This is a genomic window from Dictyobacter arantiisoli (assembly GCF_008326305.1).
In the GTDB taxonomy this organism is placed as follows: domain Bacteria; phylum Chloroflexota; class Ktedonobacteria; order Ktedonobacterales; family Ktedonobacteraceae; genus Dictyobacter; species Dictyobacter arantiisoli.
Genome location: NZ_BIXY01000012.1, coordinates 55085 through 82018, shown reverse-complemented (window position 1 = coordinate 82018; position 26934 = coordinate 55085). Strand labels below are relative to the sequence as shown.

The 26934-nt window shown below is 50.3% G+C and carries 21 protein-coding genes; 12 read left to right on the top strand and 9 right to left on the bottom strand.

The window, feature by feature from the left end:
- Window positions 1–642 (bottom strand): nicotinate-nucleotide adenylyltransferase, encoded by a 642-nt coding sequence (gene nadD, locus F1593_RS06090; RefSeq protein WP_149400664.1) that lies wholly within the window; start codon window positions 640–642, stop codon window positions 1–3.
- A 91-nt stretch (window positions 643–733) separates the two neighbouring features.
- On the bottom strand, window positions 734–1798 hold the full coding sequence (locus F1593_RS06085; RefSeq protein WP_149400663.1) for a mechanosensitive ion channel family protein: 1065 nt from the start codon (window positions 1796–1798) through the stop codon (window positions 734–736).
- A gap of 621 nt (window positions 1799–2419) precedes the next feature.
- Between F1593_RS06085 and F1593_RS06080 the strand changes: the two genes are divergently transcribed.
- The 9 genes from F1593_RS06080 (at window position 2420) to F1593_RS06040 (ending at window position 14326) form a co-directional block, all read left to right on the top strand.
- A complete protein-coding gene (locus tag F1593_RS06080; RefSeq protein ID WP_149400662.1) occupies window positions 2420–4333 on the top strand; it encodes a PrsW family glutamic-type intramembrane protease in 1914 nt (637 codons plus the stop codon).
- A gap of 178 nt (window positions 4334–4511) precedes the next feature.
- Window positions 4512–5600 carry a thiamine pyrophosphate-dependent dehydrogenase E1 component subunit alpha gene (locus tag F1593_RS06075; RefSeq protein ID WP_149400661.1) on the top strand — a complete coding sequence of 363 codons (1089 nt, stop codon included), beginning with the start codon at window positions 4512–4514 and terminating at the stop codon, window positions 5598–5600.
- Window positions 5597–6586 carry an alpha-ketoacid dehydrogenase subunit beta gene (locus F1593_RS06070; RefSeq protein WP_149400660.1) on the top strand — a complete coding sequence of 330 codons (990 nt, stop codon included), beginning with the start codon at window positions 5597–5599 and terminating at the stop codon, window positions 6584–6586. The genes F1593_RS06075 and F1593_RS06070 overlap by 4 nt, the downstream gene beginning before the upstream one ends.
- 94 nt (window positions 6587–6680) lie before the next feature.
- Entirely contained in the window at window positions 6681–8087 is a 1407-nt protein-coding gene (locus F1593_RS06065) for a dihydrolipoamide acetyltransferase family protein (protein ID WP_149400659.1), read from the top strand.
- 379 nt (window positions 8088–8466) lie between these two features.
- Window positions 8467–9348: a lipoyl synthase gene (lipA, locus tag F1593_RS06060; RefSeq protein ID WP_149400658.1), complete on the top strand. Its 882-nt coding sequence runs from the start codon at window positions 8467–8469 to the stop codon at window positions 9346–9348.
- Window positions 9349–9357: 9 nt separating this feature from the next.
- Complete coding sequence (locus F1593_RS06055) at window positions 9358–10161, top strand: alpha/beta fold hydrolase (protein ID WP_149400657.1); 804 nt, start codon at window positions 9358–9360, stop codon at window positions 10159–10161.
- A gap of 122 nt (window positions 10162–10283) precedes the next feature.
- Window positions 10284–10700, top strand: coding sequence for a response regulator (locus F1593_RS06050; RefSeq protein ID WP_172631905.1), 417 nt, complete (start codon window positions 10284–10286; stop codon window positions 10698–10700).
- A gap of 703 nt (window positions 10701–11403) precedes the next feature.
- A complete protein-coding gene (locus tag F1593_RS06045) occupies window positions 11404–13044 on the top strand; it encodes a DUF1800 domain-containing protein (protein ID WP_149400655.1) in 1641 nt (546 codons plus the stop codon).
- 19 nt (window positions 13045–13063) lie between these two features.
- On the top strand, window positions 13064–14326 hold the full coding sequence (locus F1593_RS06040; protein ID WP_149400654.1) for a DUF1501 domain-containing protein: 1263 nt from the start codon (window positions 13064–13066) through the stop codon (window positions 14324–14326).
- Window positions 14327–14459: 133 nt separating this feature from the next.
- Here F1593_RS06040 and F1593_RS06035 read toward each other — a convergent pair whose 3' ends face one another.
- The 5 genes from F1593_RS06035 to F1593_RS29580 form a co-directional block, all read right to left on the bottom strand.
- Complete coding sequence (locus F1593_RS06035) at window positions 14460–14987, bottom strand: hypothetical protein (RefSeq protein WP_149400653.1); 528 nt, start codon at window positions 14985–14987, stop codon at window positions 14460–14462.
- A gap of 336 nt (window positions 14988–15323) precedes the next feature.
- Window positions 15324–16901 (bottom strand): monocarboxylate uptake permease MctP, encoded by a 1578-nt coding sequence (gene mctP, locus F1593_RS06030; RefSeq protein ID WP_149400652.1) that lies wholly within the window; start codon window positions 16899–16901, stop codon window positions 15324–15326.
- An 81-nt stretch (window positions 16902–16982) separates the two neighbouring features.
- Window positions 16983–17189, bottom strand: coding sequence for a DUF3311 domain-containing protein (locus tag F1593_RS06025; RefSeq protein WP_149400651.1), 207 nt, complete (start codon window positions 17187–17189; stop codon window positions 16983–16985).
- A gap of 225 nt (window positions 17190–17414) precedes the next feature.
- A complete protein-coding gene (locus F1593_RS06020; RefSeq protein WP_149400650.1) occupies window positions 17415–18422 on the bottom strand; it encodes a hypothetical protein in 1008 nt (335 codons plus the stop codon).
- A 188-nt stretch (window positions 18423–18610) separates the two neighbouring features.
- Window positions 18611–20017 (bottom strand): hypothetical protein, encoded by a 1407-nt coding sequence (locus F1593_RS29580; protein WP_149400649.1) that lies wholly within the window; start codon window positions 20015–20017, stop codon window positions 18611–18613.
- Window positions 20018–20438: 421 nt separating this feature from the next.
- Here F1593_RS29580 and F1593_RS06010 point away from each other — a divergent pair, with 421 nt between their 5' ends.
- Window positions 20439–21260, top strand: coding sequence for an HD-GYP domain-containing protein (locus tag F1593_RS06010; RefSeq protein WP_149400648.1), 822 nt, complete (start codon window positions 20439–20441; stop codon window positions 21258–21260).
- On the opposite strand, the gene F1593_RS06005 is transcribed toward F1593_RS06010, so the two are convergent.
- Window positions 21163–22359 (bottom strand): sigma-70 family RNA polymerase sigma factor, encoded by a 1197-nt coding sequence (locus F1593_RS06005; protein ID WP_235932500.1) that lies wholly within the window; start codon window positions 22357–22359, stop codon window positions 21163–21165. The genes F1593_RS06010 and F1593_RS06005 overlap by 98 nt on opposite strands.
- Window positions 22360–23010: 651 nt before the next feature.
- Here F1593_RS06005 and F1593_RS06000 point away from each other — a divergent pair.
- Together F1593_RS06000 and F1593_RS05995 are read left to right on the top strand one after the other, a co-directional pair.
- Window positions 23011–23679, top strand: coding sequence for a hypothetical protein (locus F1593_RS06000; RefSeq protein WP_149400647.1), 669 nt, complete (start codon window positions 23011–23013; stop codon window positions 23677–23679).
- Between the two features lie 215 nt (window positions 23680–23894).
- Window positions 23895–25556: a HEAT repeat domain-containing protein gene (locus F1593_RS05995; protein WP_172631904.1), complete on the top strand. Its 1662-nt coding sequence runs from the start codon at window positions 23895–23897 to the stop codon at window positions 25554–25556.
- A 79-nt stretch (window positions 25557–25635) separates the two neighbouring features.
- On the opposite strand, the gene F1593_RS05990 is transcribed toward F1593_RS05995, so the two are convergent.
- The gene (locus F1593_RS05990; protein ID WP_172631903.1) at window positions 25636–26928 is read right to left on the bottom strand and encodes an NAD(P)/FAD-dependent oxidoreductase; all 1293 of its coding nucleotides are present in this window, start codon (window positions 26926–26928) and stop codon (window positions 25636–25638) included.
- Window positions 26929–26934: the final 6 nt, after the last annotated feature.

The window sequence follows — 26934 nt, the reverse complement described above, 5'->3', positions numbered from 1 at the left end:
TTATCTGTATCTTTCTATTTCTGCTGTCGGATGCTGATAGAGCTGGTTGGTTTGAATATAGTGTTCGACCGCCTCGGGTACTTGATAGGTAATGGGTCGTTTTTCAGCGACTCGCTGGCGTAGGTCGGTTGAAGAGATATCCAGTTGCGGTACCGGCACAATGCAGAGCTTCTGCAATAGACCGGGCAGGCGTGCCTCCATACGCTGATTATACTCAGCATCATCGACATAGCCAGGACGGCGCACCGCGATCAGGCGGGTAAGCTGACGCAAAATACCCTCTGGTTGATACCAGCCAGGAAAATCTTCAAGACTATCCCAGCCTATCACGAAGGACAACTCAATTTCTGGCCCCCACTGCTCGTGTAGCAGGCGCAATGTATCAACCAGATACGAAGGACCCGGTCGATCCAATTCAATGCGTGAGATCGTAAAATGGGGATTGGAGAGCAGTGCTAATTCAACCATTGCCAGCCTATGCCGGGCAGGCGCTGTATGTCGTCCAGCTTTATGAGGTGGCTCGCCAGCGGGAATAAAAACCATTTCGGTCAATCCAAGGACGGAACGCACCTCCTCCGCCACAATGAGATGGGCATGATGAATCGGATCAAATGTCCCACCCATTAAACCAATTGAGCGCATGGCAGTGATAGCTTCCCCTTCTACAATATTCTCTTCGCTTCTGCCATGGATTTTATCATATCAGCCCCCTTTCGGGTAGGGAGGAGCCGAACTAGATCGGTTCCTTCACGCTGATATTGGCGTGCGGGAAGAGGTTATGGAGTTCATAGATAATCCCTGAAATATCGATTACCTGTGTGGTTGCTACCCAGAATCGCACATTGAGCGTGATATTGCCATCTTGAAAGCTGTCAGCCATAACAGTAGGTTCTGGATGATCCATGACCTCGGTGTATTGTTTAAGCAAGTGCAGAATCTGGCTGGTCATCGCATCGCGATCAAACTGCTCTTGTGGCATCGTCAGCAGCAGAATCGAGCGTCGTTCGCCGAAGTGGGAATTATTGATCACCGAATTGCTGAAGATAAAGAGATTGGGCACGCTGACTTCTTCGCCGCTGGTCAGACGCAGGATTGTCGCACGTAACTGGATATCCTCAACCTTGCCAATATAGGTAATCATACCCGAGGTAATATTGATCTGATCTCCAATAAAAAAGGGGCGTTCCACCAGGATGTAGAAGCCTGCTACCAGATTTTTAAGCACATCCTGTAGGGCTACTGTCAGTGTGACGGTAAATGTACCCAGCACCGCTACTGGAATGCCTACGGGGACGTTCCAGACGGTCAGGATAAAGAAGATAGCGATACAGATCACGATAATATAGAGGATGCGCGCCATCAGGGTGCGCATATTGATATCAATGCGGCTCGTCCCAAATTTACGCACAATGATCGCATGCATTGTTCGCGCGATTCCAATGCTCAGCAGCGAGATCAAAATCGTCTGAATCAAGTTCCAGCCAGCATTGATCGCTGTGGCTGGATTTCCCCCGATGCTATATTTGAGAGTCGCGACGACTAAGGTGGCATTAAAGATAGCCAGCGCACCGATCAAGCCGAGCAGTGCTGGAATGGCGAAAATTAGAGCGCCGAGCGTCTGCACAATCCATGAATCCAGGACCGTCTTCTTAAGGCGCTGGGTCAATAAACGGCGTAGCAGTATTCCCAATCCAACCGCTGCTGCCAGCGTTGCCACGCCCAGAACAATATCAATCGCCAGATCTACTTTCTGATGCGCATCAGGTGAAGTTGCAATAGCATTGATAACTAGCGTCATATGTGATAAGCAACCAATCCTCTAATTTGAAGTCAATAACAAGCACATGTATCGTTGTTTGGGCGCATTATATCATATTGATTTTTTCTCCTGCCGCTGGAGGGCGTATAGTACCGATCACAGATCGGGCTGTTCCTGCCATCTGTGCCAGAAAATTCCTGCTGTGAAAGTGGTAGGACTTTGCCTGTGGAAGCAAAATATGGACGTCTGGCGGCTTGTCATTCGCTGCCCTCTCCATGTATAGTATAGATAAGCTCAGGTTGTATAGTTGTCACGCGTCTGGCATAAAATAGGTATTTGAGATAAAAGCGTCGCCTGTTGCGGGATAGAACAAATGAAGGTGGAGGATCTCTCACTACTCTCATGCTAAGTGCGTATGTATGATATCAGAGAGCGCTAGCGACAATAGTTTTGGACGTCAGCAATTTCCCGGATGAGTGCATAGAGTACAATCTATCCCCGGTGGGGAATAGATACAATGAAGTAGCGTGCGTATGGAATGGCATTCCTGCTTATCTATAAGCGGTATGCTGGCTTGTCATAGGCATGCACAGTACAACACTATGAAAAAGAGGGAGACGGCAAGCAACATGCTTTGTGCTTGTTGATCAGGTGCGTTAGATGAGTGTGAGTCAAAATTATGGGGTTTTGCGTGTTGTACGGATTCGTCCGGTACATCGACGCACGAAGAGGATCAGGCGTCCGGAAATGTATCCCGCAGGCAAGTTGCCCGAAGAACGTCTGGTGTATTTATTGACCGGCTCCGCTACCACGATTGGACGCGCGTTACATAACGACCTGATTTTGTTAGATCCTACGGTTTCGCGTGAGCACGCTCGTCTGGTCTATGAGGGAGATGCCTGGTCTATTTATAATGTGACCGAGCATAATGTTTTGCATGTGAATGGAGAACCTGTTCCTGCTGGCAAGCATGCGTCCTTGCAGTCACAAGATTTCTTGATGCTCGGGGATACTCTCCTCCAATTGATTGCACCTAAGAATGGTGTTGAGACGCCGCAACCACAGATTGATGTGGCATCGATGATCGAGCAATTTCTGGCTATGCCTGCCTCTCATACTGAATGTTCGCAACTGGGGAAGTCAGGAGCGCAGCAGGCAACCGGAGAATCCACGCCAGTCAAACCACCATATCCGTCCTTGACTGAGAAGCCACCTGCCACGCAGCCCCGTTGGACACCTGCTCATGCGTTCCCTTCCGAAAGGGTCGATTGCTCACGCGATCATATGGATGCGCATCATTATGAGGCCCGTTCGGGTGAGGATAAAGAGAATCTATTTGGGGCGGGCATCACACTCCAATTTGCTATTCCGCAGCGTTTCAAAGTACATAGGAGCTGGCTTATCAGCGGTATTGTACTGATTATATTGTTAGTGGGTGCGCTGATCGCGATCTTATTCAGCAATCTGATGGGGATCATCTCGTTGGTCCAGGAGAGTTCCCTGAATCTCTTGCCTATCCTCATGATTCCTATTATCGCTGCATTGGGCATTAATTTCCTGGTCAATTTTATTGATCGCTATGAACGCGAGCCCTGGTTTTTGCGCCTGGCGGCCTTTCTCTGGGGTGCCGTCATTGCCATTCCCCCCACAACCTTTGTAGAAGGCTATATCGATACCTTACGCTCTGCAATCCTGGGTCCACAGGTCAACAAGGCGATGGATGCGCTCTTTTCAGCCTTGAATGCTGGTATTACCGAGGAAACCGTCAAAGGACTGGGCCTGTTGCTGCTCTTTATCATTCTGCGCGATGAGTTCGATAATGTGACTGATGGCATTGTCTATGGTGCCTTAATCGGGGCGGGTTTTGCCATGGTCGAAAATATCCTTTATTTCGCGGGTAATCCTAAAGCCTTTCTCATCCTCTTGATTGGACGGATTGTCCTGGGATGGTTGAGCCATTCCACCTTTACGGTCTGCCTGGGCATCGCGCTTGGCTATATCCGCCATACGCGTGTGCGTTGGCAACATATCGTAATCCCTCTCATCGGTTATCTCATCTCAGTTGGTTTGCATACGGCCTTTGATTTTATCAACTTCTTCGCTAACTCTTTAATCCTTACTGCGCCGGCCAATTCCAATATTGTCATGTTTTCCTTCCTTGCGGGTATTGGCGATTACATTCCTCCCTTCATCGCTCAGATGGTGATTGTCTATTGTTTAATCAAATCCCTCGCCCATGAAGCGGCGATCATTCGCGAGTTCTTAACCTCCGAAGTGAGTAGCGGGATTGTGACCGTTGATGAATACGCGCTCTTGCAGCATTCTTTCTTACGCACCAGGATTGAGCGTGGGGTCCTTTTTCACTATGGTATGAAGCAATGGCTACGTGTCCGAGCCCTCTATCAGACAGAGATTGGGCTGGCCTTCCGTAAGTGGCATGTCAGTATGGGTGATAAGCCTAAACTGGGCTATCTTCAGCCGGAAGATGCCTACCGGCGACGTATTCAGCGCCTGCGCCAGGAAATTTTGCAGGCCGAAGCGCAAGCACCTCAAAATATTGACCACACTGCATAATAGGGGAACAACTGTCGATAGCAGAGAGTGAGAGAAAGAAGTGATGGAAGGGTGTATAATAGGGGGATACTCACATTTTTTGTAGGAGTGAAGAGCAAAGCAAGTAACCTTGACACCTCTTCTTATCGCATGTTAGCATGAACGCAAATGCACCTGAGACAGAAAAGGATGGGTGATTATGGAACTGGAGCGGGCTACCCTGCTACAGACCTACCGTTTTATGTGCCTTACCCGGGCTTTGGAAGATCGCATCCGTACGCTGTTTTTGCAAGGGCGTATCGCGGGTGGTGTCTACACGGCACGGGGGCATGAGGCTACAACCGTTGGTGCAGCAATGATGCTGCGCGATGGAGACTGCATTGTACCGCAGCATAGGGATCTCGGCATGCATCTTGTACGTGGGGTTTCGCCCCGCAGTATACTGTGTCAATGGCTGGCCCGCGGTAACTCCCCGACTTTAGGGCGCGACGGTCAAATGCATATAGGTGATATGCATCATGGAATTGTTCCGATGATCAGTATGTTAGGGGAATCGCTGCCTGTGGCATGTGGCGTGGCTTTGACTATGAAAATGAAGCACCGTTCAACGGTTGTCCTCGCTGCCTGCGGCGATGGTGCGACCAATACTGGCTCTTTTCACGAAGCATTGAATTTTGCCTCGGTACAGAAGTTACCTCTGGTACTGGTCATTGAAAATAATGGCTATGCCTATTCAACGCCGGCAGCCAGACAATTCGCTATTCAGAATCTTTCAGAGCGTGCGCTGGCTTATGGCATGCCCGGCGAGAGCGTCGATGGCAACGATGTACTGGCGGTTATGGAGGCGCTTGAGCGTGCGCTGGTCCATGCTCGTAGTGGTCAGGGACCGGCACTGGTTGAATGCAAGACATTTCGTGTGCGCGGCCATTCAGAATCTGATCAAGCGGATTATGTACCACCGGAATTGCGTGCTGAATGGCTAAAGAAAGATCCACTTCAGCGTTTCGAAGCATATCTCATGCAGGAAGATATTTTGACAACAACGTCGCGTACCGAGATGATGGCACAGATCCAGGCAGAGGTAGACGACGCAGTGAGCTATGCTGAACAGAGTCCTGCACCGGATGGGGCGACGGTGTCGCACTATGTCTATGCCCCCGATGGACCTATAGCCGTTGTTGGTGAACCAGAGGCGGACAATCCTCATTATGTGAATGCACTTGATAGCCGTACTGGTCAGCCATTCAACATCGTGCACAAGGCAGAGGAGGCCGCTGGACGGCGATGAGTGATAAAAAAGTAACCTACTTAGAGGCAATCGGTCAGGCCATTCACGAAGAGATGCTACGTGACGAGGCCGTCTTTCTCCTGGGTGAAGATGTGGGTGCTTATGGAGGAGCCTTCAAAGTCAGCGCGGGCCTGCTGGATGCATTTGGTCCCGAGCGTGTAATCGATACACCGATGTCTGAGGCTGCGATTATTGGCTCGGCCGTCGGTGCCGCCTTGATGGGTATGCGTCCGATAGCCGAGATGCAATTTATCGATTTTATCACCTGTGGCTTTGATCAGATCGTAAATATGGCGTCCAAAATGTACTGGCGTGTGGGTATGCCGGTTCCCATTGTTATTCGTGGCCCATCGGGTGGAGGGACAAAAGGTGGACCATTTCATTCTTCCAGCCCTGAATCCTGGTTTTTCCACGTCCCGGGCATGAAAGTAGTAGTTCCTTCCACGACCTATGATGCCAAGGGAATGCTGAAGGCCGCTATTCGCGATAATAATCCAGTTCTGTATTTAGAACACAAATTGTTGTACCGTATGCCTGAACTCCGTGAAGAATTGCCCTCCGATGATTATGTGGTCCCTCTGGGGAAAGCGATTATTCGTCGCGAAGGGGAAGATATGACGATATTGACGTATGGTGCGATGGTCCATCAATGTTTGCGTGCTGCCCAGGTACTTGAGCATGACGACGACCTTGAAGTGGAGGTGCTGGATTTGCGCAGCCTTTCGCCGTTGGATCGCGAATCTATCATGGCCTCAGTCAAGCGCACGAACAAGGTGCTGATTGTACATGAGGATACCCTGACTGGTGGCATTGGGGCCGAGTTAGCGGCGATTCTATCCGCAGACCTGTTTGAATATCTGGATGGACCGATTACGCGGGTTGCCGCGCCTGATGTGCCATTCCCCTATGCACCCCCCCTGGAGGATGCATATTTACCGAACGCCGCAAAAATTCTTTCGGCAGCCAGAGAACTGGCGGCTTATTAAATCGAGGTTGTATTTTATTTATGATACGCTATTCTAAGTGTACAACGCATATAATCTATGCAGAGTGCGCTCAATATACAAAAGGGGTGCTTCTATGCCAACACCTGTAACAATGCCGCGCCTGGGTGAGTCGGTATCAGAAGGAACCATTGGGGCATGGTTAAAGCAAGAAGGTGATCTCATTGAACGTGATGAGGCCATTGCTGAAGTAATTACTGACAAAATCAATGCTGAATTGCCGTCACCGGTTGCTGGCCGCCTGATCAAGATTCTGACGCAGGTAGATGAGACGGTCCCGGTCGGTGCCGAGATTGCCTTGATTGAAGAAAATGCTTCAGCTTCCACTGCAGATACCAGCAGTGCTCCTGCTGCAACTGAGACAGCCACCCCGGTTGCTCATGCGCCTGCCTCTCTTAGTGCCGCGCCATATGCGGTCCCCAATGGAATTGCTAATGGCGTCCCTACCAATGGGAATGGTGTCAGCAACCACGCCAGCTTGCAAGAGGATGAGGAGCGTCAGCGTATTTCACCGCTTGCCCGTCGTCTGGCGCGTGAATACAGCATTGACCTGCGTGAAATTGCTGGCACTGGCGCAGGTGGTCGTGTGCGCAAAGAGGATATTCTGGCATATGTTGAGCAGCGGCAGTTTGCCCCTCAAGCAGCGACCAGTTCTGCTCCTGCGGCTGCTGCTGCCACCCCTGCTGTCTCTATCTCTGCCCCAGTCCGTCCCTCGGCTTCGGCACCACGGCTGGAAACCCCGTCGCCTGCCGCCACTACAGGTAATAGCGATGGTATTGGTGGGGATGAAGTAATTGTTCCCGACCGCATGCGTCTGGCGATTGCTGAACATATGGTGCGCAGCAAGCGTACATCTCCTCATGCAACGACTGTTGTTGAAATTGACATGACCAATCTCACCAAATGGTTAGAGAAGAACAAGGCTGATTTCAAGCGTCGCGAAGGCTATGGTATCAGCTACGTCCCTTTTGTCATGAAGGCAGTGTGTGAAGGGATACGCAAGTATCCTATTATCAACTCAACCTGGACCGAAGACAATCGTATTATTATCAAGCGGAGCATCAATCTGGGGATGGCCGTCGCGACCGAAACCGGACTGGTCGTTCCAACCATCTATGACGCCGATCAATATACGGTCGCAGGACTGGCCCGGCAGGTCAATGCGTTGGCCCAGCGTGCGCGTAACAACAAGCTAACGGTTCAGGATTTACAAAATAGTACATTTGTGGTGAATAATCCTGGCGTATTTGGTACAATTATATCGATGCCGATTATCAACCAGCCACATGCTGGTATTCTGAGTATGGATGCCGTAGTCAAACGACCGGTCGTCATCGAAGATGATGCCATTGCGGTACGCTCGATGATGTTCATGTCCTTAGCATTCGACCATCGCATCCTGGATGGCGCTGGCGCTGGTGGCTTCCTCCAGGCCGTGCGCACAAGATTGCAGAGCTACGGCCGTGAAATCGACGTCTACTAACCCATAAAAAGCAGGGGTGCAGGGGAAGGCAGTCCCAATGCGGAGTGTGGGGATGTCCCCAACCCCCTTCCCTGTTTTACGCCGCCGCCGCAAGGAGCGAAAAAAGCAGGGGGTGCAGGGGGACGGTAGTCCCAATGCGGAGTGTGGGGATGTTCCCAAACCCCTTCCCTGTTTTACTCCGCCGCCGCAAGGAGCGAAAAAAGCAGGGGGTGCAGGGGGACGGTAGTCCCAATGCCGGGGTGTGGGGTGTTCCCCACCCTTCCCTTCTCCTCCGCCGCCGCAGGCGGCCGGGGAACAGAACCAAACACATCTTGCACAGGAGACTGTGATAAGATACTAATAACCATACTTATCTAGAGCTAGAGCAAGGGAAATTTCCATGACGACCATTATCCCAGAGCGCCGTCCCGAATGGCTACGTGTACCGGCCCCCAGGGGCGAAAACTACCAACAGTTAAAGCAATTAATGCGTGGTCAGTCGCTGCATACCGTCTGTGAAGAGGCCCGCTGCCCCAATATTGCTGAATGTTGGGGACACAAAACAGCCACCTTCATGATCCTGGGCAGTGTCTGTACACGGAGTTGCGGCTTCTGCGCAATCGCCACTGGCCGCCCGTTGGGCCTGGACTGGGAGGAGCCAAAGCGTGTCGCCGAGGCAGCCAGAGAAATGGGCTTGCGTCATGCTGTGGTAACTTCAGTGAACCGCGATGAATTAAAAGATGGCGGTGCCTCGATTTTTGCCTCCACAATTCGCTGGATACGCCGCCTGAATCCTGGTTGCAAAGTCGAAGTGCTGACACCCGACTTCAAAGGATCTGCTGATGCGTTGCGTGTGGTGATGGATGCCAAACCGGACATCTTTAATCATAACGTCGAGACCATTCCTAGATTGTATAAGCAGGTGCGTCCGCAGGCTGTCTACAAGCGTTCGCTTGAAGTGCTGAAGCTGGCAAAAGAGCTGTATCCCGGTACCCGAACCAAGTCAGGTTTTATGCTTGGACTCGGCGAGACCTGGGATGAGGTTCTTGAGGTGATGCGCGATATGCGCGAGTATGATATTGATGTTTTAACGATTGGACAATATCTGCGCCCTTCATTTCAGCACCTCCCGATTCAGCGCTATGTGCCATTGGAAGAGTTTGCGGCCCTCAAAGCGGAAGGCAAGAAATTAGGTTTCCGCCATGTAGAGTCGGGTCCCTTTGTGCGTAGTTCATATCATGCCCATGAGCAATCAGCCGGGGCTGAGCAGGAGCAGGAATAGAGAGGAACCATGGTGTCGAGAGCAAGTATCCATGCTGTTGAGTTATCTTATGAGGATCATGGGATAGGCATCCCATTGATTTTCTTGCATGCCTTTCCGCTCAATCGTAGTATGTGGGAAGGGCAGATTACGGCGCTGCTGAATGAGCAACGTTATCGCCTGGTTGCTCCCGACTGGCGTGGTTTTGGCGAGAGTAGCCTGCCTGCCTCTGTCTCAACTATGGATCTGCTTGCCGATGATATTGCAGGTTTGATGGATCATCTCGGCATGCAGCAGGCAATTCTCTGTGGCCTCTCGATGGGTGGCTATGCAGCTTTTGCTTTTTATCGCAAATATGCGCAACGTGTCGGTGGGCTCATCCTTGCCGATACGCGGCCCGGTCTGGATACAGAAGAGGCCAGGGCAAATCGTGAGAACGTGGCGCGTATCGTTGAAGAACAAGGTGCTGGCGTCATTGCGGACATGCAAGTGCCACGCTTGATTTCCGACGTTACCCGTAAACAGCATCCCGAAGTGGAGACGCGCGTGCGCCAGATGATTTCGCTTGCCAATCCACAGGGTATTGCCGCCGCTTCGCGTGGAATGGCCCTGCGCGAGGATGCCACGCCTCTCCTGGGACAGATCAGTTGTCCTACATTAGTGATCGCGGGTGAACTGGATGTGCTCACGCCACCGGATGTTGCGCGCGCATATGCATCCCAGATTCCCGGGGCACAGTTCGCGACTATTCTCGCTGCCGGCCATCTCTCGAACTTTGAGCAGCCGACCGCCTTTTATACGATTATGCGCCAATTCCTGTTGGCATATTTCTGATTGTTTGCTAGTCTGCAATAGTTCTTTTTAGCATGGAATGCACCAGGTATTTCTCGGTACTTTTGTCTCAGAAGATGCCATATATCTGGGATAATTATGATGTGGAAAAAAAGAGGGGAAGCATGATCCAGCCCACGCTTCAGCACGAGGAACACTTGCCAGTTGTGCTTGTGGTTGATGATAATTCTGCTATTCGAGATATGGTCTCCTGGGCCCTTGAACTGGACGGTTATGAACCTGCCGAAGCGGCAGAGGGCCAGGAGGCTCTAGACTGGATGTCAAATGCCGTCCGTGAAGGCCGTACCCCTGCTGTCATTGTTTTGGATCTTGCCATGCCGGGTATGGATGGCGATACTTTTCTCCAGCGTCTGCAGGAGTATTGGAATAGCGATAACATCTCCACTCCTCGTCCCTCTGTGATCGTGATTACCGCTGGCACAGGCGTCTCCAGCGCCTCTCATCCGGGTGTAGAACGCATTATTCGCAAACCCTTCCATCTGCGCGACCTCCTCGATATTGTTCGTCTGCTCGCCCAATAGTTCTCACTATTTTGATCAAAGACTAACTGCCTTTCTGTGCAAATGCACTTGTTATAAGGATGTGTCAGCCTCCCGTGGTCTCCACGGTCTCTGTGCATGCGTTTTCGCACCTACAGTGCTCAAACATCTTTATAGTGTGTGGTGTTGGAAAAGTTCTAAGAACTTTTCCAACACCACACACTATAAAGGGCGCAGGCGCGCACGCGCCTGCCAGCCAGGGAGCAGCAAGATCCCGCTGGTATTGGGAGGCTGACACTCTCTTGGCTCGACTTTGTACATTTTTGAAAACGTGAGCTCGAAAATGCGTCGCACTCGCCCTTTTTCTCAGGCTCAAAAGCCTAAAAATGTACAAAGTCGAGCTTGGACAGTGTTTGATTCCCATGCTCTCCACGATCTCTGTGTATGAATTTTCGCACCGATGGTGCTCAAAATAGTTTTAGTATGTGGTGCAGAATATGTGCGAAGCACATATTCTGCACCACATACTAAAAAAGGCGTGGGCGCGTCTGCGCCCACCTGTGGGTGAGCCACACAATCCCGATGGTGATGGGAATCAAACACATTCTTGAAGATTTCTTGAGTTGTTTCTGTTATTCTTAATTGGAAAGAGTGGTATGAAATAGTCATCTTTTCTTGAATCGTTCCACGTCTATGTAGCATTGTATCTGTGAATGTTTTTTTACCTTGAGAAGGGGCGCTACGCATGGATTTGCATGAGCAGCCAACGCAACCGTTTGGATCGAACAATGAGATGGATGGAGAGCCAGATGCGTTAACCCAACCTATCGTGCAATCTCCTTTACCTGAAGCCGTAAATAGAAGCGCGTCACCTGCGCCCTCTGCCAATAATCACTTCTCGCGTCGTGCACTATTCGCGGGTCTGGCGGGCGGCGTCACCGTAGCGCTGGCTGGTGGCGTCGCATTGGCCGAATGGGAACAGCAAAGCGGTAATCCATCAACAGACTCAGGAACATTGGCTCCTGGCACGCAGAGGCAGATTGGACATCTCTTACGGAAGACCGGCTTTGGTGTTACGGCTGCTGATCTAACAACCTATTCCGCGCTTGGTTATAGCGGGACGGTTGATCGGTTGCTGAATTATAATCAAGTTTCGGACACGGTTTTAGAGCAGTTATTGAGCGCGCGCTCATTGGATCTCACGAAGGCGCGTAATCAGCCGCAATGGTGGCTGCTGCGGATGGTGTATACGCAGCGTCCTTTGCTGGAAAAGATGACCCTGTTCTGGCATGGCGTACTGACCAGTAATTACCAAAAAGTCGGTGGTCCTACGCTCTATCAGCGCATGATTGTGCAGAACAATTTCTTACGTGCCCATGCCTTTGATACTTTTGATAATATTCTGCTGGGCATTACCAGTGATCCAGCGATGCTTTTCTATCTGGATTTGACGCGTAGCCATAAGAACGCTCCCAATGAGAACTATGCGCGGGAATTGATGGAACTTTTCACGCTGGGTCTGGGTCATTATTCACAACAGGATGTAGAGGCTGCGGCTGCTGCATTGACGGGTTGGCATGTGAAAGGTGGCACATATGAAGCCCAATACAATCCCCATGACCATGCTGACCGGGAGCTGACATTCTTAGGCCATACAGGTAACCTGAATTATAAGGACGTGATTGCGATCCTGGCTAACCATCCCGCTACTCCCTGGTTTATTGCACGCAAGCTTTTTACCTTTTTTGCCTATGAAAATCCCAGCAACGAGGATTTGCAGCCACTGGTTGATGCATATACGCAAAATAAGCATAGTATCGGTGCCATGATGCGTGCCCTGTTGCTCTCGTCCCAGTTCTCATCGGTGAAAGCCTATCGGTCGCGTATCAAGTCCCCAACCGAGTTCGTCGTTGGCTCCTATCGGGCTCTGGGCACCAAAAGTAGTGGGAAAGAACTGCCCACTCAGACCTATCTACTCGGACAGACTCTCTTCAGCCCACCCAATGTGGCAGGTTGGCCTGGGGATAAGGTCAGTTCGCTCTGGCTCAATAGCGGTACCTGGATGTCGCGCCTCAACTATATCAATCTTATGTTGACTGGCGGACGTACCGCAGGGGTAACCTATAAGCCGTTGGATATACAGAGTATTGTGGATACTCAGCATATCGCGACGCCTGTAGCGTTTGTAGCCTATTTTGCCAGCTTCTTATTGGATGGCAATATTACGGCCGATCGTACATCCCAATTGGTTGACTATTTTACCACTCCTGATCCTGTTTCGCGTAAAGGCCATGTCACGCTTGCCAACGGCACGAGCTATCCACTCAGCAAAGTACGAGGAACGCTTTATCTGATGCTGGCTGCACCGGAATATCAGTTGAATTAATGCAGGAAGGACTGAACAGATGAAACTATCGCGTCGCGCCATGATCAGAGATGGGATGCTGGTCGTTTCGGCTGGCATGGTAATGCCAGCGGTTTTTAGTCGGGGTGTTGCCTCTGCCCGTGCCCTCACACAAGAGGGATCGCGTGTGGCTCAGGTCAGCAATGATCACACCTTAATTGTTGTGCAGATGGCGGGTGGAAACGACGGTTTGAATACAGTTGTGCCCTATACCGATAGTACCTATCATAAACTGCGCCCAACGATTGGCCTGACGGAAGACAAAGTATTGCGTCTGGATGATCGACTGGGACTACATCCCAATCTCTCTGCGCTCAAAGGCATATGGGATAAAGGGGAGTTGGCAATTGTTGAGGGCGTTGGTTATCCACATTCGAGCCTGTCACATTTCCAGGCAATGGATATCTGGCAGACATTGGATATGAGTGGCAACGGTAGCGAAGGCTGGTTGGGTAAACTCGTCTCTGGTTTCGTCGATAAAGATGGACATCCGTTTCAGGCGATGAATATCGGTACTCAGACTGCTCAGGCGCTGGCCTCCATTTCTACGCCCATCCCCACCTTGCCCAGCGTCCAGAGCTATCGCCTGAGCAAGGATGTCGCCGAGCATGATGGCGGCGATGCGCGCCTGCAAGCCTTGATGAAACTCTACAATACCTATCCGCGTTCCTCACCTTTTGCCGCCTTGCTGGATACGACTGCTACCAATGCCCGTGACGGAGGCCAACAACTTCAGCAGGCCGATGCAGCCTATCATCCAGCCGTCACTTATCCTACCGACTCATTCTCGCTAGGACTGAAAACTCTGGCTGAGACAATCGTGCAGGGGCTTGGCTTGCGTGTCGGCTATATCACCCTGGGTGGTTTTGATACGCATGCTAACCAGACCACAATCCATCAAAACCTGATGAAGACCCTCTCCGATGGCCTGAGCGCGTTCTATCGCGATCTGGAACTGCATGGCAAAGCCGACAATGTCATCGTCATGACCTGGTCTGAATTTGGCCGCCGGGTAGAAGAGAATGGTAGTCTGGGTACTGATCATGGTACCGCTGCCCCCATGTTTGTATTAGGTAAAGGTGTCAAACATGGTCTCTTTGGAGAGCCACCCGACCTGACCAGCCTCGACATCGACGGCAATCTCAAATATACCGTCGATTTTCGCTCCGTCTATGCCACCGTTCTGGAACGTTGGATGGGAGCCTCCTCCAAAGACGTCCTTGGAGGCACCTATCCTATCCAAAATTTCTTGCCGGCTTTATAAGCGTGCTTGAAACTATCAATAAACATAAAAAGCATCTGCTCTATAGGGATTGAGGGCAGATGCTTTTTTGCTTTGTTTTATGACTATTACTCGCGCTGTTCGCAGAGGCCGTATGCCATTTCTGTAGAAATGTTTAATCTTCTTCGTAGGTGGCAGCGACGCGTTCGACGCGCTGTTGCACATTCAGGAGTGCCTCGATACGCGGTGTTGCCTGTAGGCTGTTGTCTTCCAGTGCGGTCCTCACAACATCCTCGATTTGCAGATAATATTCCACAAGCAAGCGTTCACTGACCGTGGTATGGTTCACACAATCTTCTAACCACTCACTGGCCTCTTCATAGGCATCCAGGCTCTCCTGATGGCTCTGGAAGGTAGCCTGGATACGTTGAATACGTTCCTGCTTTTCTTGTTGTGCACGTCTGCGCAGAGGTACCGTCTCAGGGGCCTGCTCTATTTCCTGTATCTCCAATGCAGCCACACCCAGCGCCAGTTTTGTTTCAGCCTGTTGACGCTTCAGCCATGCCCGTACCGCATGAAGGCGGACAAGCGGATTTGCATCTTCTGGCAGGCGCAGATCATCATCGGACAGTAAATTATCACTACCCGTTTCTTCTAACTCATCGGTATTATTGAGATATTCATCCTCGTCATCAAAATTCATGCTGCGTTATCCTTTTCCTTGTAATACGTTGTGGTCCGCTTGCTCGTACCCGTCGTTGTCCGACTCTTAGTAATCGTAGCATAGTTTTGCAAGAGCGACATCAGGGCGTAGCTCTAGTAAAGCGCAGTGACATCTGGACAAGGCAAGTGGGGCGACGAATACCTCTATGCCATGTTACAAGAAGAATGGCTGAACAGAAGCAAGGAGTAATATATACAAACTCCTATACATAGATGAGTTTGTCGCTTGTCGCTAATTTTAGCAACAAGAGGCTGCAAGCGGACATGGATGCTTGCTGCCTCTTGTTACATTTTTTTCTTATAGTTTTTGAGGCTATCAGCTCAAAGCTCGTCGTCCTACTTCGACTGGTTCGGCAGGGGCTAAGACTTCTTCATAATCGGCGGGAGTGGTTTTGTCCTGTCCGCGCCGCAGGCCGATCAGTTCAAAGATGGGGGTGAGAATGACCGCCAGCAGGAGATTGAGGATCAGGACGGCGACAGCGATATAAATGGGAATATGGAAGATCGCCAGGGTGGGTTTATTGCCAGCGGCGATAAACATCCAGGTGCCAGCGATCATGGCCGCAGCCCAGCCGATCAGCAGAGCCCAGCGATTAAACCAGCGCGTATAGAGGCCCAGGAAGACCGCTGGTAGTGTCTGTAAGATCCAGATGCCGCCAAGGAGCTGGAAGTAGATAACCTGGGCTGGATTGATGGCGACAATAAAGAGCAGGGCTCCAAATTTCAGGACCAGAGAGGCCAGTTTGGCCGCCTGGGTCTCCTCACGATCCGTGGCGGATGGACGCAGATATTCTTTGTAGATATTGCGCGTGAATAGATTGGCGGCGGCGATTGACATCACGGCTGCTGGTACAAGGGCTCCAATGGAGATAGCGGCGAAGGTAAAGCCAGCGAACCAGGGTGGAAAGACAGCATTGATCAATGCGGGTACGGCGCTGTTATTGCCAAATCCTCCAAATGGTTTTACTTTCGCGGCTATCGCCATATAGCCCAGGATCGCCAGGAAGCCTAGCATTAATGAATAGATGGGGAGTAGGGCGGCGTTACGCTTGACTACCCTGGTACTGCTGCTGCTGAGCACACCGGTGAGCGAATGTGGATAGAGAAAGAGCGCGAGAGCTGAGCCCAGCGCCAGCGTGGTATAAGCGATAGCCTGATTGGCTGGGATAAGATCACTGAAAATTTTGGGATTAGCGAGCGCTTTTTGATGGGCCGCATCAAAGATGGGACCAAAACCATGGAATCTGGTCGGTACAATCGCGATGACAGCGAAGAGCACAATGAAGATCATAATATCTTTGACCAGCGCGATCATCGCTGGAGCGCGTAGTCCGCTGGTATAGGTATAGGCAGCAAGGATGACAAAGGCGATCAGCAGGGGCAGATCGATGGCAATACCAAAGATTGGCACGGTGATCGGAATGCCCAGAGCGGCCAGTGAAAGCTGAATGCCATACATTTGCAGTGCGATATAGGGCATGGTCGCCAGGATACCAGTAAAGGCGATAGCCAGGGCCAGGTTTCTACTCCCAAAGCGCTCTTTGACGAAATCGGCGGCTGTAACATAGCCACGCTGCTTACACACTGTCCAAAATTTTGGCATCAGAACGAAGACCAGAGGATAGATAAGAATGGTGTAAGGGATGGCAAAGAAGCCCGATACTGCGCCTGTCCCATACATTGCTGCGGGAATAGCGATAAACGTATAGGCGGTATAGAGATCGCCACCTAGCAAAAACCAGGTTATGATCGTCCCAAAGCGGCGTCCGGCCAATCCCCATTCATGGAGTTGATTCAGATCGCCGCTCCGCCAGCGGGCAGCAACAAATCCCAGTACCGTGACAAGAACGAAAAAGAAGATAAAAACGGCGACGGCTGTGGCGTCTAATTTCATTAACGCCCTCCCTTTCTGAACATTCTATACAGAGTAGCAACAGATCAGGTTACAAGGGTCTCAATTGGCACCGCACTTGCTTCAGGCACCCATAAAATAGACAAGTGCGGTGATGATGGCTGTCAGAATGATCCATAGCATCTGGTACCAGTAGAAGTAGGGTATGCCAAGAAAGGACGGCGCTAACGCGTTATAAAAGGATGGGATGAGTAAAAAAATATAGGGGATGAGTAGTAGTAATAAGAACCAGCGCCGATCCTTGCGAGTTGATGTTGGCCGAGTTACCATTTTTTTGCTCCTTTGCTCTGTCTGATGGAAAACTAGCCGCTAGATGAGGACAAGGGATAAATGGTTTAGATACACTGTCTATGCTGCCATACTTGCAGCCCTATCTTTACCATATTCTAGCTTAATACTACGGTATTTCAGATAGCTTGTCAATTGATGCGGACAATGCCTGGTTTTTACGTTACTACTGATAATCCTATGCTATCAGGTACTTGCTGTCCTCAGCTAAATACGGCAGAGCAGTCCCAGATGATATTGTGCGGCCATCCGTGTCACTGTAAGCAATGCTGTGGCGTGGGCGGGAAGCACTTCATCAAGCATACGAAATTCCTGTCTGGAGTTTTGCTGATGGCGAAATTTGGTGTAATCTAGCTGTGCCAGGAGAGGATCGGGGGCTTGCGCGTGTCGCAGGCATTGGGCGAATTGGACGACTTCGTCTGGAGTGAGATAACCAATTGTGTCTTCATAGAGTTCACCACTACGATAGCCAAAGGGCAGTTGACGTCGACCACAGGCAAGTAGTTCAAAGAGAGCCAATGCCCGTATCGAGATGCCAGCTAGCCAGCCACGCAGATGCAGGGTTGTGGGATATTTTCCGATATGAGTGCCATGCCATGCCCGCGATGTCCCCCCCCTGTTCGTCCATTCCTCCTCTTCCTCCTCGCTGTCCAGTTGATTATTGACGAAAGGTTTGGATTGGGTTGCAGGGGGTTGACTGCTTTCGCCTGCCAATGCGCCGAGTCCCGCAGCGTATAGAAGCGACAGAATTTCTCCCTGATCGGTCATTTGTTTAGCGCTCAATTCTTCTGGTTTCCTCTCCATTTCCCCTTCATGTGCAGCCTCTCTGGGCAATGTAAAGCTGACCTGACAATATTCAGCGATTAGTGCTCCCCAGATGCTCCTGAGTGCGTCAGAATTTGGATAGAGCTGTGGAGGATGATGATGCACATATCTATCACTGAGGCTGGTAAAAGTTTCAGCGTTACAGAGTATCTGGTATTCGCGCCGTGTATGCGCTCCCTGTGGCAGCTGCGCCACAAAGGACTGCGCTCGTGTCCAGGTGCGTGAGCTATAGAGAGCCGGTGGCAAAAATTGTTCTTCGCGTGCACAAAGCGTCTGACTGTACAGCTGGTAAAGTGGTGCCGTATTTGCTTCCAGTAGCCAATCCTTGAAGGCTGGCATTACATATCTGGTATATGCTTCCCAATCAAAACCATGAACCCACACGATCATAACGACCTCTTCCACAGAATGCTTTTCTTTATCTTTTCTTCTCTTATCGTACTGCTGTTTGCCCGAATTTCCAAATCTCTACAGAGAGGTACTGTTTCGATTGCAGAGGATAGGTGTTCCTGAATACAGCAGAAAAAAGGAGCTGCATGTACACATACAGCTCCTTTTTTTCAATCTGTTTGCTTTTCCTATGAAAGGAAGGCATCCTCTTGTGTGTCGTTAGCGTTGGCGGGATCTTTATCTGAGATGGCATAGAGTCCCATCTGAGCTTGGCGCATGATAGTTTCTAGCACCGGATCATCCTGAATATTTGGCGCAAGGAGCGGCGAGAAGGCGCTGGCATTGATCGCTGGCTGTGCGAGATCAGGCCGAGTTGTTACATCTTGCTGGTTTTGTTGTGGCAAAATGTGGCTGAGATCAAATGAGTCAAGCAGCAAAGGATTCATATCACTGGTACTGATAGGATTGATTTGCGCTGGACTTGCACCCTGAGATGCCAGGGAAATCGCCGTTGGTTGTGTGTCGCTGGGGACATGGTTTTTATCAGCCTGCGCAGGGCTATATGGTGTCCCTGGGGTATTTGGTAGCGGTGGGAGTGCAGGTGTAGGGCTCTGCTGACGGCTTGTGGGCATTGGAATGGCTTGTTGTGGGCCAGTAAAAGGCGCAGATGACATCGACGTGATGTTTTGTTGACGCTCAGCAGGCATCGCGATAATTGGTTGTGACCCGGTGAACGGTGCAGACGACATTGGCGTGATAGCTCTCTGACGGCCCGTGGGCATAGGAATGGCCGTAGCGGCAAGGGTAGCTTCATTGGCGGCAATTTGTGCATAGTTCGGCGTGTCGAGACCAGGCCCTGCTGTTATCTGTTGTTGATTGAGCCAGGGTGTTGGTTGCATGCCGGGCGTGGCTACACCTGTGCCAGTTCTACCATAGGCGCGTGCTGAGAGCGGTCGGCGCACTGGTGCTTTTTGCTTCTTTAAAAAGTAGATGCCGAGCACTACCCCGATCACTGCAGCCAGCCCTACTCCGACCACAACTGGCACAATTAAATTACTCATACCATTACTGTTTTGGTCAGTAGATGTCGGGGCTTGATTGGTTATGGCTCCGCCTGCGGTAACGGTTGCTGTCGGTGTACTTGCGTCTGGAGTCGGCGAAGGGGTAGGTGTTGGCGTCTTCGTTGGATTAGCCTGGGCGGTCGGCGTTATATCTGGTGCTAATACTGGAGGAATAATCCCTCCCGGATTGACGGTAGGAACGGTTGGTGGAATGGCTGTTGCCGTTGGTTGCGTAGGCAGAACAGGCACCCGAGTTGGTTTCGGCGTGGACGTTGGTGCAGGGACTGTTGTTGGTGTGACCTGAGGGATTGGTGTAGGTGACGGTATTGGTGGTGCTATCGTTGGAGTGTTTGTAGGCAACGCTGGAATGGTAGCATCAACTGCTATGGATGGGCTACTGGTGGGAGTCGGGTTAGCCGCCTGAACATGTGTTTGCACAAAAAACAAACTGGCACTGATAAAGATGAGAAAAATAATACAAATGATAGCGGCTCTAAAGCGGCTTACCATCCTTTTTTTATGATCGTTGTTCACTTGCCTCAATCTCCCCCACAGATCTGATGTATTTTGGAATGCACTTTCCCCCTTTGCCCCTTCCTGGTAACGCTCTGGTAGAAAGAAGAAGGAAAAGTTGGAAAGTTTTCTCCAATCAGAATAGTCTGAATCGAATCAAGTGTAGATGGATTGTGTCTATGTCGTCAAGCGGATAGAAAAATGTACTGGTATATGTCAATTCTTGATAATAAAGATCTGCCAGACTTGCCGTCGTGGCAGAAAAAGAGCGCTTTAATCTGATTGTTGCGATGGAAAGATGGACCAATATTGACATTTCTTTTTGTGTTTCCGCGTTTCTCAGTCATTTATTGTGTAACAGAAGGTGTGTTTTGACGTAGATAGAGTAGAGACTCTACTACACGTACACGTTTAGCCGCCCACTAGACAAGGAGTGTGTTTCATGCTCATCAATGGCACGGCTACTTTGTGTTGTGAGAACTTCTTGCGCCAGGAACTGATCTGTGTCTTTGCGCATTATGGGTACTCACTGACAGAGAATATCGTTGATATCTCCTCTCGTAACGATGTGCAGTATCGGGTACAAGCTCTGGAACTGGCAATTCAAAGAACATTGTCTGTCTGGTGCGATGCGGCAACCTGTGCCCATGCGCGCCGATTGGTACGCATAGCGGAGACCGTTGGTAGCGCGTTACACCTTCCACAGCCAGAACTTATTCTGTTACGGCTGGCGGCCTTATTGCATGATATTGGAAAAGTTGCTATTCCAGATACCATTTTACAGAAGCGGGGTCCATTAGATGAGGATGAACGTGCGTTGGTTCGTCTCCATCCTGAGATTGGTCAGAAGCTATTGCAACACATTGGCGGGCTATTTGAACAAATAGCCCTGCTTGTGGTTGCCCATCATGAAGCATGGGATGGCAACGGTTATCCAGTTGGCTTAACTGGCAAAGAAATTCCTCTCTTAGCGCGTATTCTAGCGGTCGTCGATTCATACGATGCCATGGTTTCTTATAGAGCATATGGAAAACCGTTGCCTATATTGCATGCATGTAGAGAATTAATATGTTGTGCTGGCCATCAATTTGACCCGCAAATTGTAGGTGTTTTTCTTCAAGTGCTTTTGAATGAAAGTCAGATGCAAGCCTATCCTGGTGTTCCTGCTAAGCGAAGTCCCGCAACAAATGAACCTGCACTGGCTGACGTAATGTCCGCAGTGCTTTTACTTCAATCTGGCGTATACGTTCGCGAGTCAGCTTGAAATAGCAACTGAGCTCTTCCAGGGTATGGCAGTAGCCATCCTGTAGCCCATAGCGAAGCTCGATGATCTGGCGTTCCCGTTGACTCAACGTTTCGAGTGCGCGTGAGATCTGGTCACGTAATACCTGATGCGTGACCACATCGGCTGGCACTGCCGCGTGGGGATCTACAATCATATCGGCCAGATGATACAACTCATCATCGATCAAGGGAGCATCGAGTGAAATGGGTGGCTCTGCCATACTCTGGAGTTCTACGACCCTTTCTTTACTGAGATGAATTGCCTGTGCGATTTCCTCCGGAAAAGGATCGCGTCCCAGGTCCTGATAGAGTTGTCGCGTCGTACGTTTCATTTTATAGATGAGCTCAACTACATGAACGGGAATATGAATGGTTCGCGTATGTTCAGCAACTGCCCTACTGATAGCCTGGCGAATCCACCAGGTCGCATAGGTACTAAAGCGGAAACCCCGTACGGGATCAAATTTTTGCGCGGCCCTGATCAGACCCAGATTGCCCTCTTGTATTAGATCGAGGAGCGATACACCATGATTATTGTAGCGTTTGGCGATACTGACCACGAGGCGTAAATTGGCCTCAACCAGTTGTTGTTGGGCGCGGAGATCGCCATCGATAATCCTGCGTGCCAGTTGCATTTCCTGTGCTGCTGAGAGCAATGGATAGCGTCCAATCTCGGCCAGGTATTGCCGAATAGCATTTTCCGCTTCGAGATCATTTTTCCCAGCACCTTCTGATTCTTCTTCCTCCTCCTCGACCAGATATTCCTCATGTTCCTCTTCATAGCGTTGTTTTATATAGGTTGCTTTGCTCTTGCCTGTCCTGGTTGCGCGAGCGGGTTTTGCGACTGGCAGTGTGTTTTTTTGTGTGTTGTCTATAATAACAGTAGAGAATGTCGTGTCCTGTTCATGGATATGTGTTAGGATGGTCTTCTTATTTGTAACATGAGGACCGGGGTGTGCTGCTGTAATATTTGTATTGCTTTGGGTAGGCAGATCCTCACGTCGTTCTGTGACGACACAGGCTGATCTTTCGACTGGCCCGTTCTCACGTGTGAGTACCTGTCCTGTTAGGGCTACCATATACCTACTCCTCCTTACTCAAATCCCATTCCACAAGTTGGTAACCGGAGATATGTGATGCATATCGGTTAATAGAATATACCATACCCGAAAAAATTTCGGACATATCTCCCCTAATATACCTATGCATGCAAGATATGTGCCGATATAGAGGTGTAGGGATGTATTCCAGGCTATTTTTTTTGCCGAGATGGAGTGAAAGATTTGTTGAACAAGGTGACTTGAGCTTGTAAATAGGTCAGTACAAATGGACAATCCTGACTTTAAATGGTCACAAATGTCCTGGTAAACCTGTTTTGACAGGCTCTTTTGAAGAGATAGGGATCAATAAAGTGGAAATTTTTTCCACCTGTGAGGAATTTTACCCACTCTTTTCCATTGAAGAAGGCCGTGTGCTGATTGGTTGTGTATAGAACATTTCCTGTTGTGGGACAAGCCTTTTCCCTGTGATGGATGCGCAATGTATAAGGATAAAGGCTGCTGGTAGGCCAATCTGACCTTTGAATGCGTCAGGACAGCGAAAAGAGAAGGAGAGGGCGTTTATTTACACGAGTGGGGAGTTTTTGAAGGGATGGAAGAGGACATGTATTTGTTATCTGGAGCATGAATCGAGCTGTTTTTCGCACTTTGCTGTGTAGGAAGAAATGTGATATGGCGGATGTAATCTATCCAATGCATAAAGAAGGACGCTCCTATCGGGGGCATTTTCTGGTGGGTGAATATAGCCCAGCACGGCGCGCACCTGCGTTACCGGCTATTCCAGCCCGTGCTTCAGCACGTTCTACGACTACTCCTCGTGTACGTGCCCCCTATGCTCGGGTAGACAGAAATACTGAAGATATAGATATGACGCGTGTTCCGACGATGCCACAGGCGCGCCCTATCTGGGAATATGAAACAACCCAGTATATGGTTGCCAGTAGTGTGGAGCAGCTGACGTTAGCAAGCACTGACGCGGTTTTACCGGCCTTGCAACCTGCTACACTGCATTCTGTTGGGCAGACCAGGCTGTCACAATCGCATACGCGGGCCTCTGTTGCAGTGACGATGAAGCCGCGTGAGCAATCGATCATTGAGCGTTTGCGCGAGCACCATATTGATGATATTGATACGATGCCGCCCTTACTCTCCCATCCGTTTGGTGCGCGGATAGCCTCTTCTCTAGCCTTTGAGCCAATCAAAGGTGTGCGTGCATGGTTATTGCGTCCCGGTCGCCTGGAGTTTCTCATATGGCTCCTTGGCACATTTTTATTGATCTGTATCACTTTATGCCTGATTTTATTGTTCTTATCAAGTATGGGATATTTAATGATCCGTTGATCGGATACATTCCATTATAGCGTGTCTGTAACAGGTAGGATGAAAAGAGATAGCCTGCCTGTTACTTTTTTTTCACATTTGTATTGCGCATATGCATCCCCTACCTATCCGGTGGATGATCTCGACGCTGACAAGTCAACGTGGTACAATTCCTTGCATTGATGCCTGCCCAAGAAGGGTGTGCTTATTACTCCACTAAAGGAGAGCAAAAGCTTATGCCAAGAGGACGCAAGGGGTCCCCTCAAGAGAGTGTAGATAGTATCTTACTTGCGATCAGTCGGCGCGAAGATATTGATGTCGAGACGATGTCCCATTATCTTGATCGGCTGGATGAAGAATGGGCCGAGGGTGCACGGGAAAAAGTGCTCCATCTGCTGCGCAGCAATGATGCGCAGGCGCAGGCTGCTGCCTTGCGCATTCTGGCGGAGTTAGCCACCGACTTTGATCTAGAGGGTCTTGAGGATTTTGTAACCGATCCCACGGTAAGTGATCTGGCAAAGCTTTCTCTTTCTCCTATCCTGAAAGAATTGGGATCGGAAATGGCTGATGATGGGATTGTTGAGTACTTGAACGATCCTGCGGGTGCAATTCGGCAGATGCAGATGCGCCTTCTTGAATTGGTCGGCCAGAATGAAATGGGGGTCGAGACGATTCTTGAGGATGTGGTGTCGATGCCGGTGGAGCGCCGTCTGGCCTTTGTTTCCTGGCTGGGAAATAGTAGCGATCCACGCGCAGCTAATCTGCTGGTTCCCCTGCTAGAAAATCAGACCGGTAAGGTGGTTGCGGCGATCATTGAGGCGCTTGAGCAGCTTGGTCCCATCTCCATCAATCAATCTATTCCAGCGCTTAATCATTTCATTGCCACCAGTTCCAATCGGGAACTTAAGCAGCAGGCGCGTACCACGCTTGGGCGTTTGACGATGCAGGCCATGCTGGGATCGGAAGATACGGCGATGTTTGAGGCTCGCCAGCCCCAGTATGCATCCTATCAGGCGCGTGTCAGTTCGATTGATGGTTCAGGGACGCAATTGATTATGCTTTCCTGGCTCCGTCCCGATGGTCTGATCAAGGGCGTGAATATCCTTTATCAGGATCAAAAGGGTATTAAAGATTGTTATGGCATTGATGAGATGGATGTTGAACAGTGGGAGTCGCTGGTAGGGGATCTGGATGAGCAGGGCTTTAGTAGTTTTTCCGTCTCGTTTGACTATGCACGGGCGGTGATTATGGAGGCGCGTGCCCTCAATCGACGGACACGCAGCAAATTGCCGATCTCCTATTCAATCTGGCGCCCTTTAATTGAGGCTGGTCTGCGCGATAAGAACGCCCTGGCTCGCCTGCCTGTGACAAAGTTAGCGTCGTTAGCTTTGAATGAAGAGACGCTCAGATTAACGCAGCATGCCGATACGCTCTACCAGTTCAAGGAATTTTCATCCTGGTTGTATGAGCCAATCGAGCGCATTGAGCCATTTATTACGCGTTATTGGACAGCACAGAATGTCTTTGAGGCGAATACCAATGCTCGCCGTAAGAGTAAAAAGAAGCAACAAGAACAACAAATATTGCTCGATATGCTGGCGCTGGAGGCTGTGGATGAGTTGATTGATGAGCAGTGGCGTACGCTTTATAGCGCGCGCTTATTGCGTCAGGCGGCGCTCTTTGAGCAGGAAAAAGCAGTTTATCGAGAGCAGGTGCCAGTCTTACGGGCTACGGCGGCGCTCCTCGCGCCTGAATCGCAGGTGGCCCCACGTGATCAGGTCTTTGCCATCGCCTTTATCCGCCTCTCCATAGAGCAAGGCCCATTGCGTTTGATGGTTGAGTCGTTGCGTAGTGGGACCCTTAATTCATTTCCCGTCGAATTTTTCCAGCAGGATTAAACGGGACCAGGCTTGCTAAGCAATACGCCTGGTCCTGATGGCACTTGCCGGTAATTGTGGTTGCTTGTAGAGAAGTATGTTAGGAATGACTGGACACCAGATGCGGCGTTTTTAAGATAAGTGTAGCTGCCTCTTCCCCACTCTGCATGGCCCCCTGAATGCTGCTTGAACGCGTATACTCTCCTGTCAGATAGAGCCCCTCAACCTCCGTTTGATGTGATGGCAATGCATCGAAGATGCCGGGTTGTTGTGCGAACTGGGCAAAAGGCAGACGATAGACCGCCAGTAACTGCCAGGGCTTTAAATCATCATGGGGAAACCAGGTTGCGATTTCCGCCCGTGCCCGCTCTGCCACCTGTACATCGCTCTCATCAGGATTTCCCAGCACCGTTGCTGAGAGGAGATGTTTGCGTGGTGGGGCATAGGTTGGAGCGATATTGCTGACCAGGACGGCATTATTGACATAGGCATCCGGAGCGGTATTCAGCAGGATCTTACGCTGGGAATAGAGCCGTTTATCTCCACCAAAGTAGACGCAGACCGTCCCGATGGGCGTATCTGGTAACTGTTTGTGCACGAATTTTTTCACCACTGGACTGGAGGTCGCCAGCACTACCGTATCCGCTGCTATCTGCTCACCATTGATCAGGCGTACTCCCTGTATCTGTCCCTCTTCAATCAAGATCTCTCCGACACGTGCATTACAGCGTACTGATCCTCTAGGCAGGCGAGCAGCCAGTTGCTCAGGGATACCTTGAATGCCTTCGGCCGGTAGAATGATATCGCCGCTTGCCAGCATCTTAAAGGTAAATTGAAACATACGGGCGCTGGTTTGCAAGCTTCGATCCAGGAAAATGCCGCCATAGAAGGGGCGGAAAAAGTTATCGATGATTTTATCTGAGAAGCCTTGCTGGCGCAGATAAGTTTCGGTCGTCTCATCCTGTCCATTCTTTTGTGCTTTTCCACTGAAGATATCCTCAGTAGACTTGCGGCCAATTTGCGCGATGAGTTTCAAAATGCGCAATTTATCGATAACTGGTAGCAACGGATTAAATGCACTTGAGATGGTATGGGATGGTTCACGCAAGGGATCAGTGATTTCATAGCGTTTGCCATCTTTGACGAGCAGTGCGCCTGGATTAAATTGACGTTGTTTGAGTGCAGTAAAGTTTAAGTGGCGCGCAGCCGCTTCATAGGCTGTGAATAAGACTTGAAAGCCGCGATCCAGGCGATAGCCGTCTTCATGATAGTCTGTTCTGACACGGCCTCCAACCTGGTCAGCTGCCTCTAAAACCAGCACCTTTTGGCCAGCTTCAGAGAGCATTTTCGCACACGTCAAGCCAGCCAGGCCCGCGCCGACGATAATAATCATTCTTTT

Coding starts and splice junctions, on each gene's coding strand:
- F1593_RS06045 (WP_149400655.1), top strand. CDS start 11,404: ATGGATTTGCATGAGCAGCCAACGCAACCGTTTGGATCGAACAATGAG.
- F1593_RS06025 (WP_149400651.1), bottom strand. CDS start 17,189: ATGGTAACTCGGCCAACATCAACTCGCAAGGATCGGCGCTGGTTCTTA.
- F1593_RS06085 (WP_149400663.1), bottom strand. CDS start 1,798: ATGACGCTAGTTATCAATGCTATTGCAACTTCACCTGATGCGCATCAG.
- F1593_RS06050 (WP_172631905.1), top strand. CDS start 10,284: ATGATCCAGCCCACGCTTCAGCACGAGGAACACTTGCCAGTTGTGCTT.
- F1593_RS06035 (WP_149400653.1), bottom strand. CDS start 14,987: ATGAATTTTGATGACGAGGATGAATATCTCAATAATACCGATGAGTTA.
- F1593_RS06010 (WP_149400648.1), top strand. CDS start 20,439: ATGCTCATCAATGGCACGGCTACTTTGTGTTGTGAGAACTTCTTGCGC.
- mctP (WP_149400652.1), bottom strand. CDS start 16,901: ATGAAATTAGACGCCACAGCCGTCGCCGTTTTTATCTTCTTTTTCGTT.
- F1593_RS06080 (WP_149400662.1), top strand. CDS start 2,420: ATGAGTGTGAGTCAAAATTATGGGGTTTTGCGTGTTGTACGGATTCGT.
- F1593_RS06000 (WP_149400647.1), top strand. CDS start 23,011: ATGGCGGATGTAATCTATCCAATGCATAAAGAAGGACGCTCCTATCGG.
- F1593_RS06040 (WP_149400654.1), top strand. CDS start 13,064: ATGAAACTATCGCGTCGCGCCATGATCAGAGATGGGATGCTGGTCGTT.
- lipA (WP_149400658.1), top strand. CDS start 8,467: ATGACGACCATTATCCCAGAGCGCCGTCCCGAATGGCTACGTGTACCG.
- F1593_RS06005 (WP_235932500.1), bottom strand. CDS start 22,359: ATGGTAGCCCTAACAGGACAGGTACTCACACGTGAGAACGGGCCAGTC.
- F1593_RS06055 (WP_149400657.1), top strand. CDS start 9,358: ATGGTGTCGAGAGCAAGTATCCATGCTGTTGAGTTATCTTATGAGGAT.
- F1593_RS05995 (WP_172631904.1), top strand. CDS start 23,895: ATGCCAAGAGGACGCAAGGGGTCCCCTCAAGAGAGTGTAGATAGTATC.
- F1593_RS06020 (WP_149400650.1), bottom strand. CDS start 18,422: ATGATCGTGTGGGTTCATGGTTTTGATTGGGAAGCATATACCAGATAT.
- F1593_RS06075 (WP_149400661.1), top strand. CDS start 4,512: ATGGAACTGGAGCGGGCTACCCTGCTACAGACCTACCGTTTTATGTGC.
- nadD (WP_149400664.1), bottom strand. CDS start 642: ATGCGCTCAATTGGTTTAATGGGTGGGACATTTGATCCGATTCATCAT.
- F1593_RS06070 (WP_149400660.1), top strand. CDS start 5,597: ATGAGTGATAAAAAAGTAACCTACTTAGAGGCAATCGGTCAGGCCATT.
- F1593_RS05990 (WP_172631903.1), bottom strand. CDS start 26,928: ATGATTATTATCGTCGGCGCGGGCCTGGCTGGCTTGACGTGTGCGAAA.
- F1593_RS06065 (WP_149400659.1), top strand. CDS start 6,681: ATGCCAACACCTGTAACAATGCCGCGCCTGGGTGAGTCGGTATCAGAA.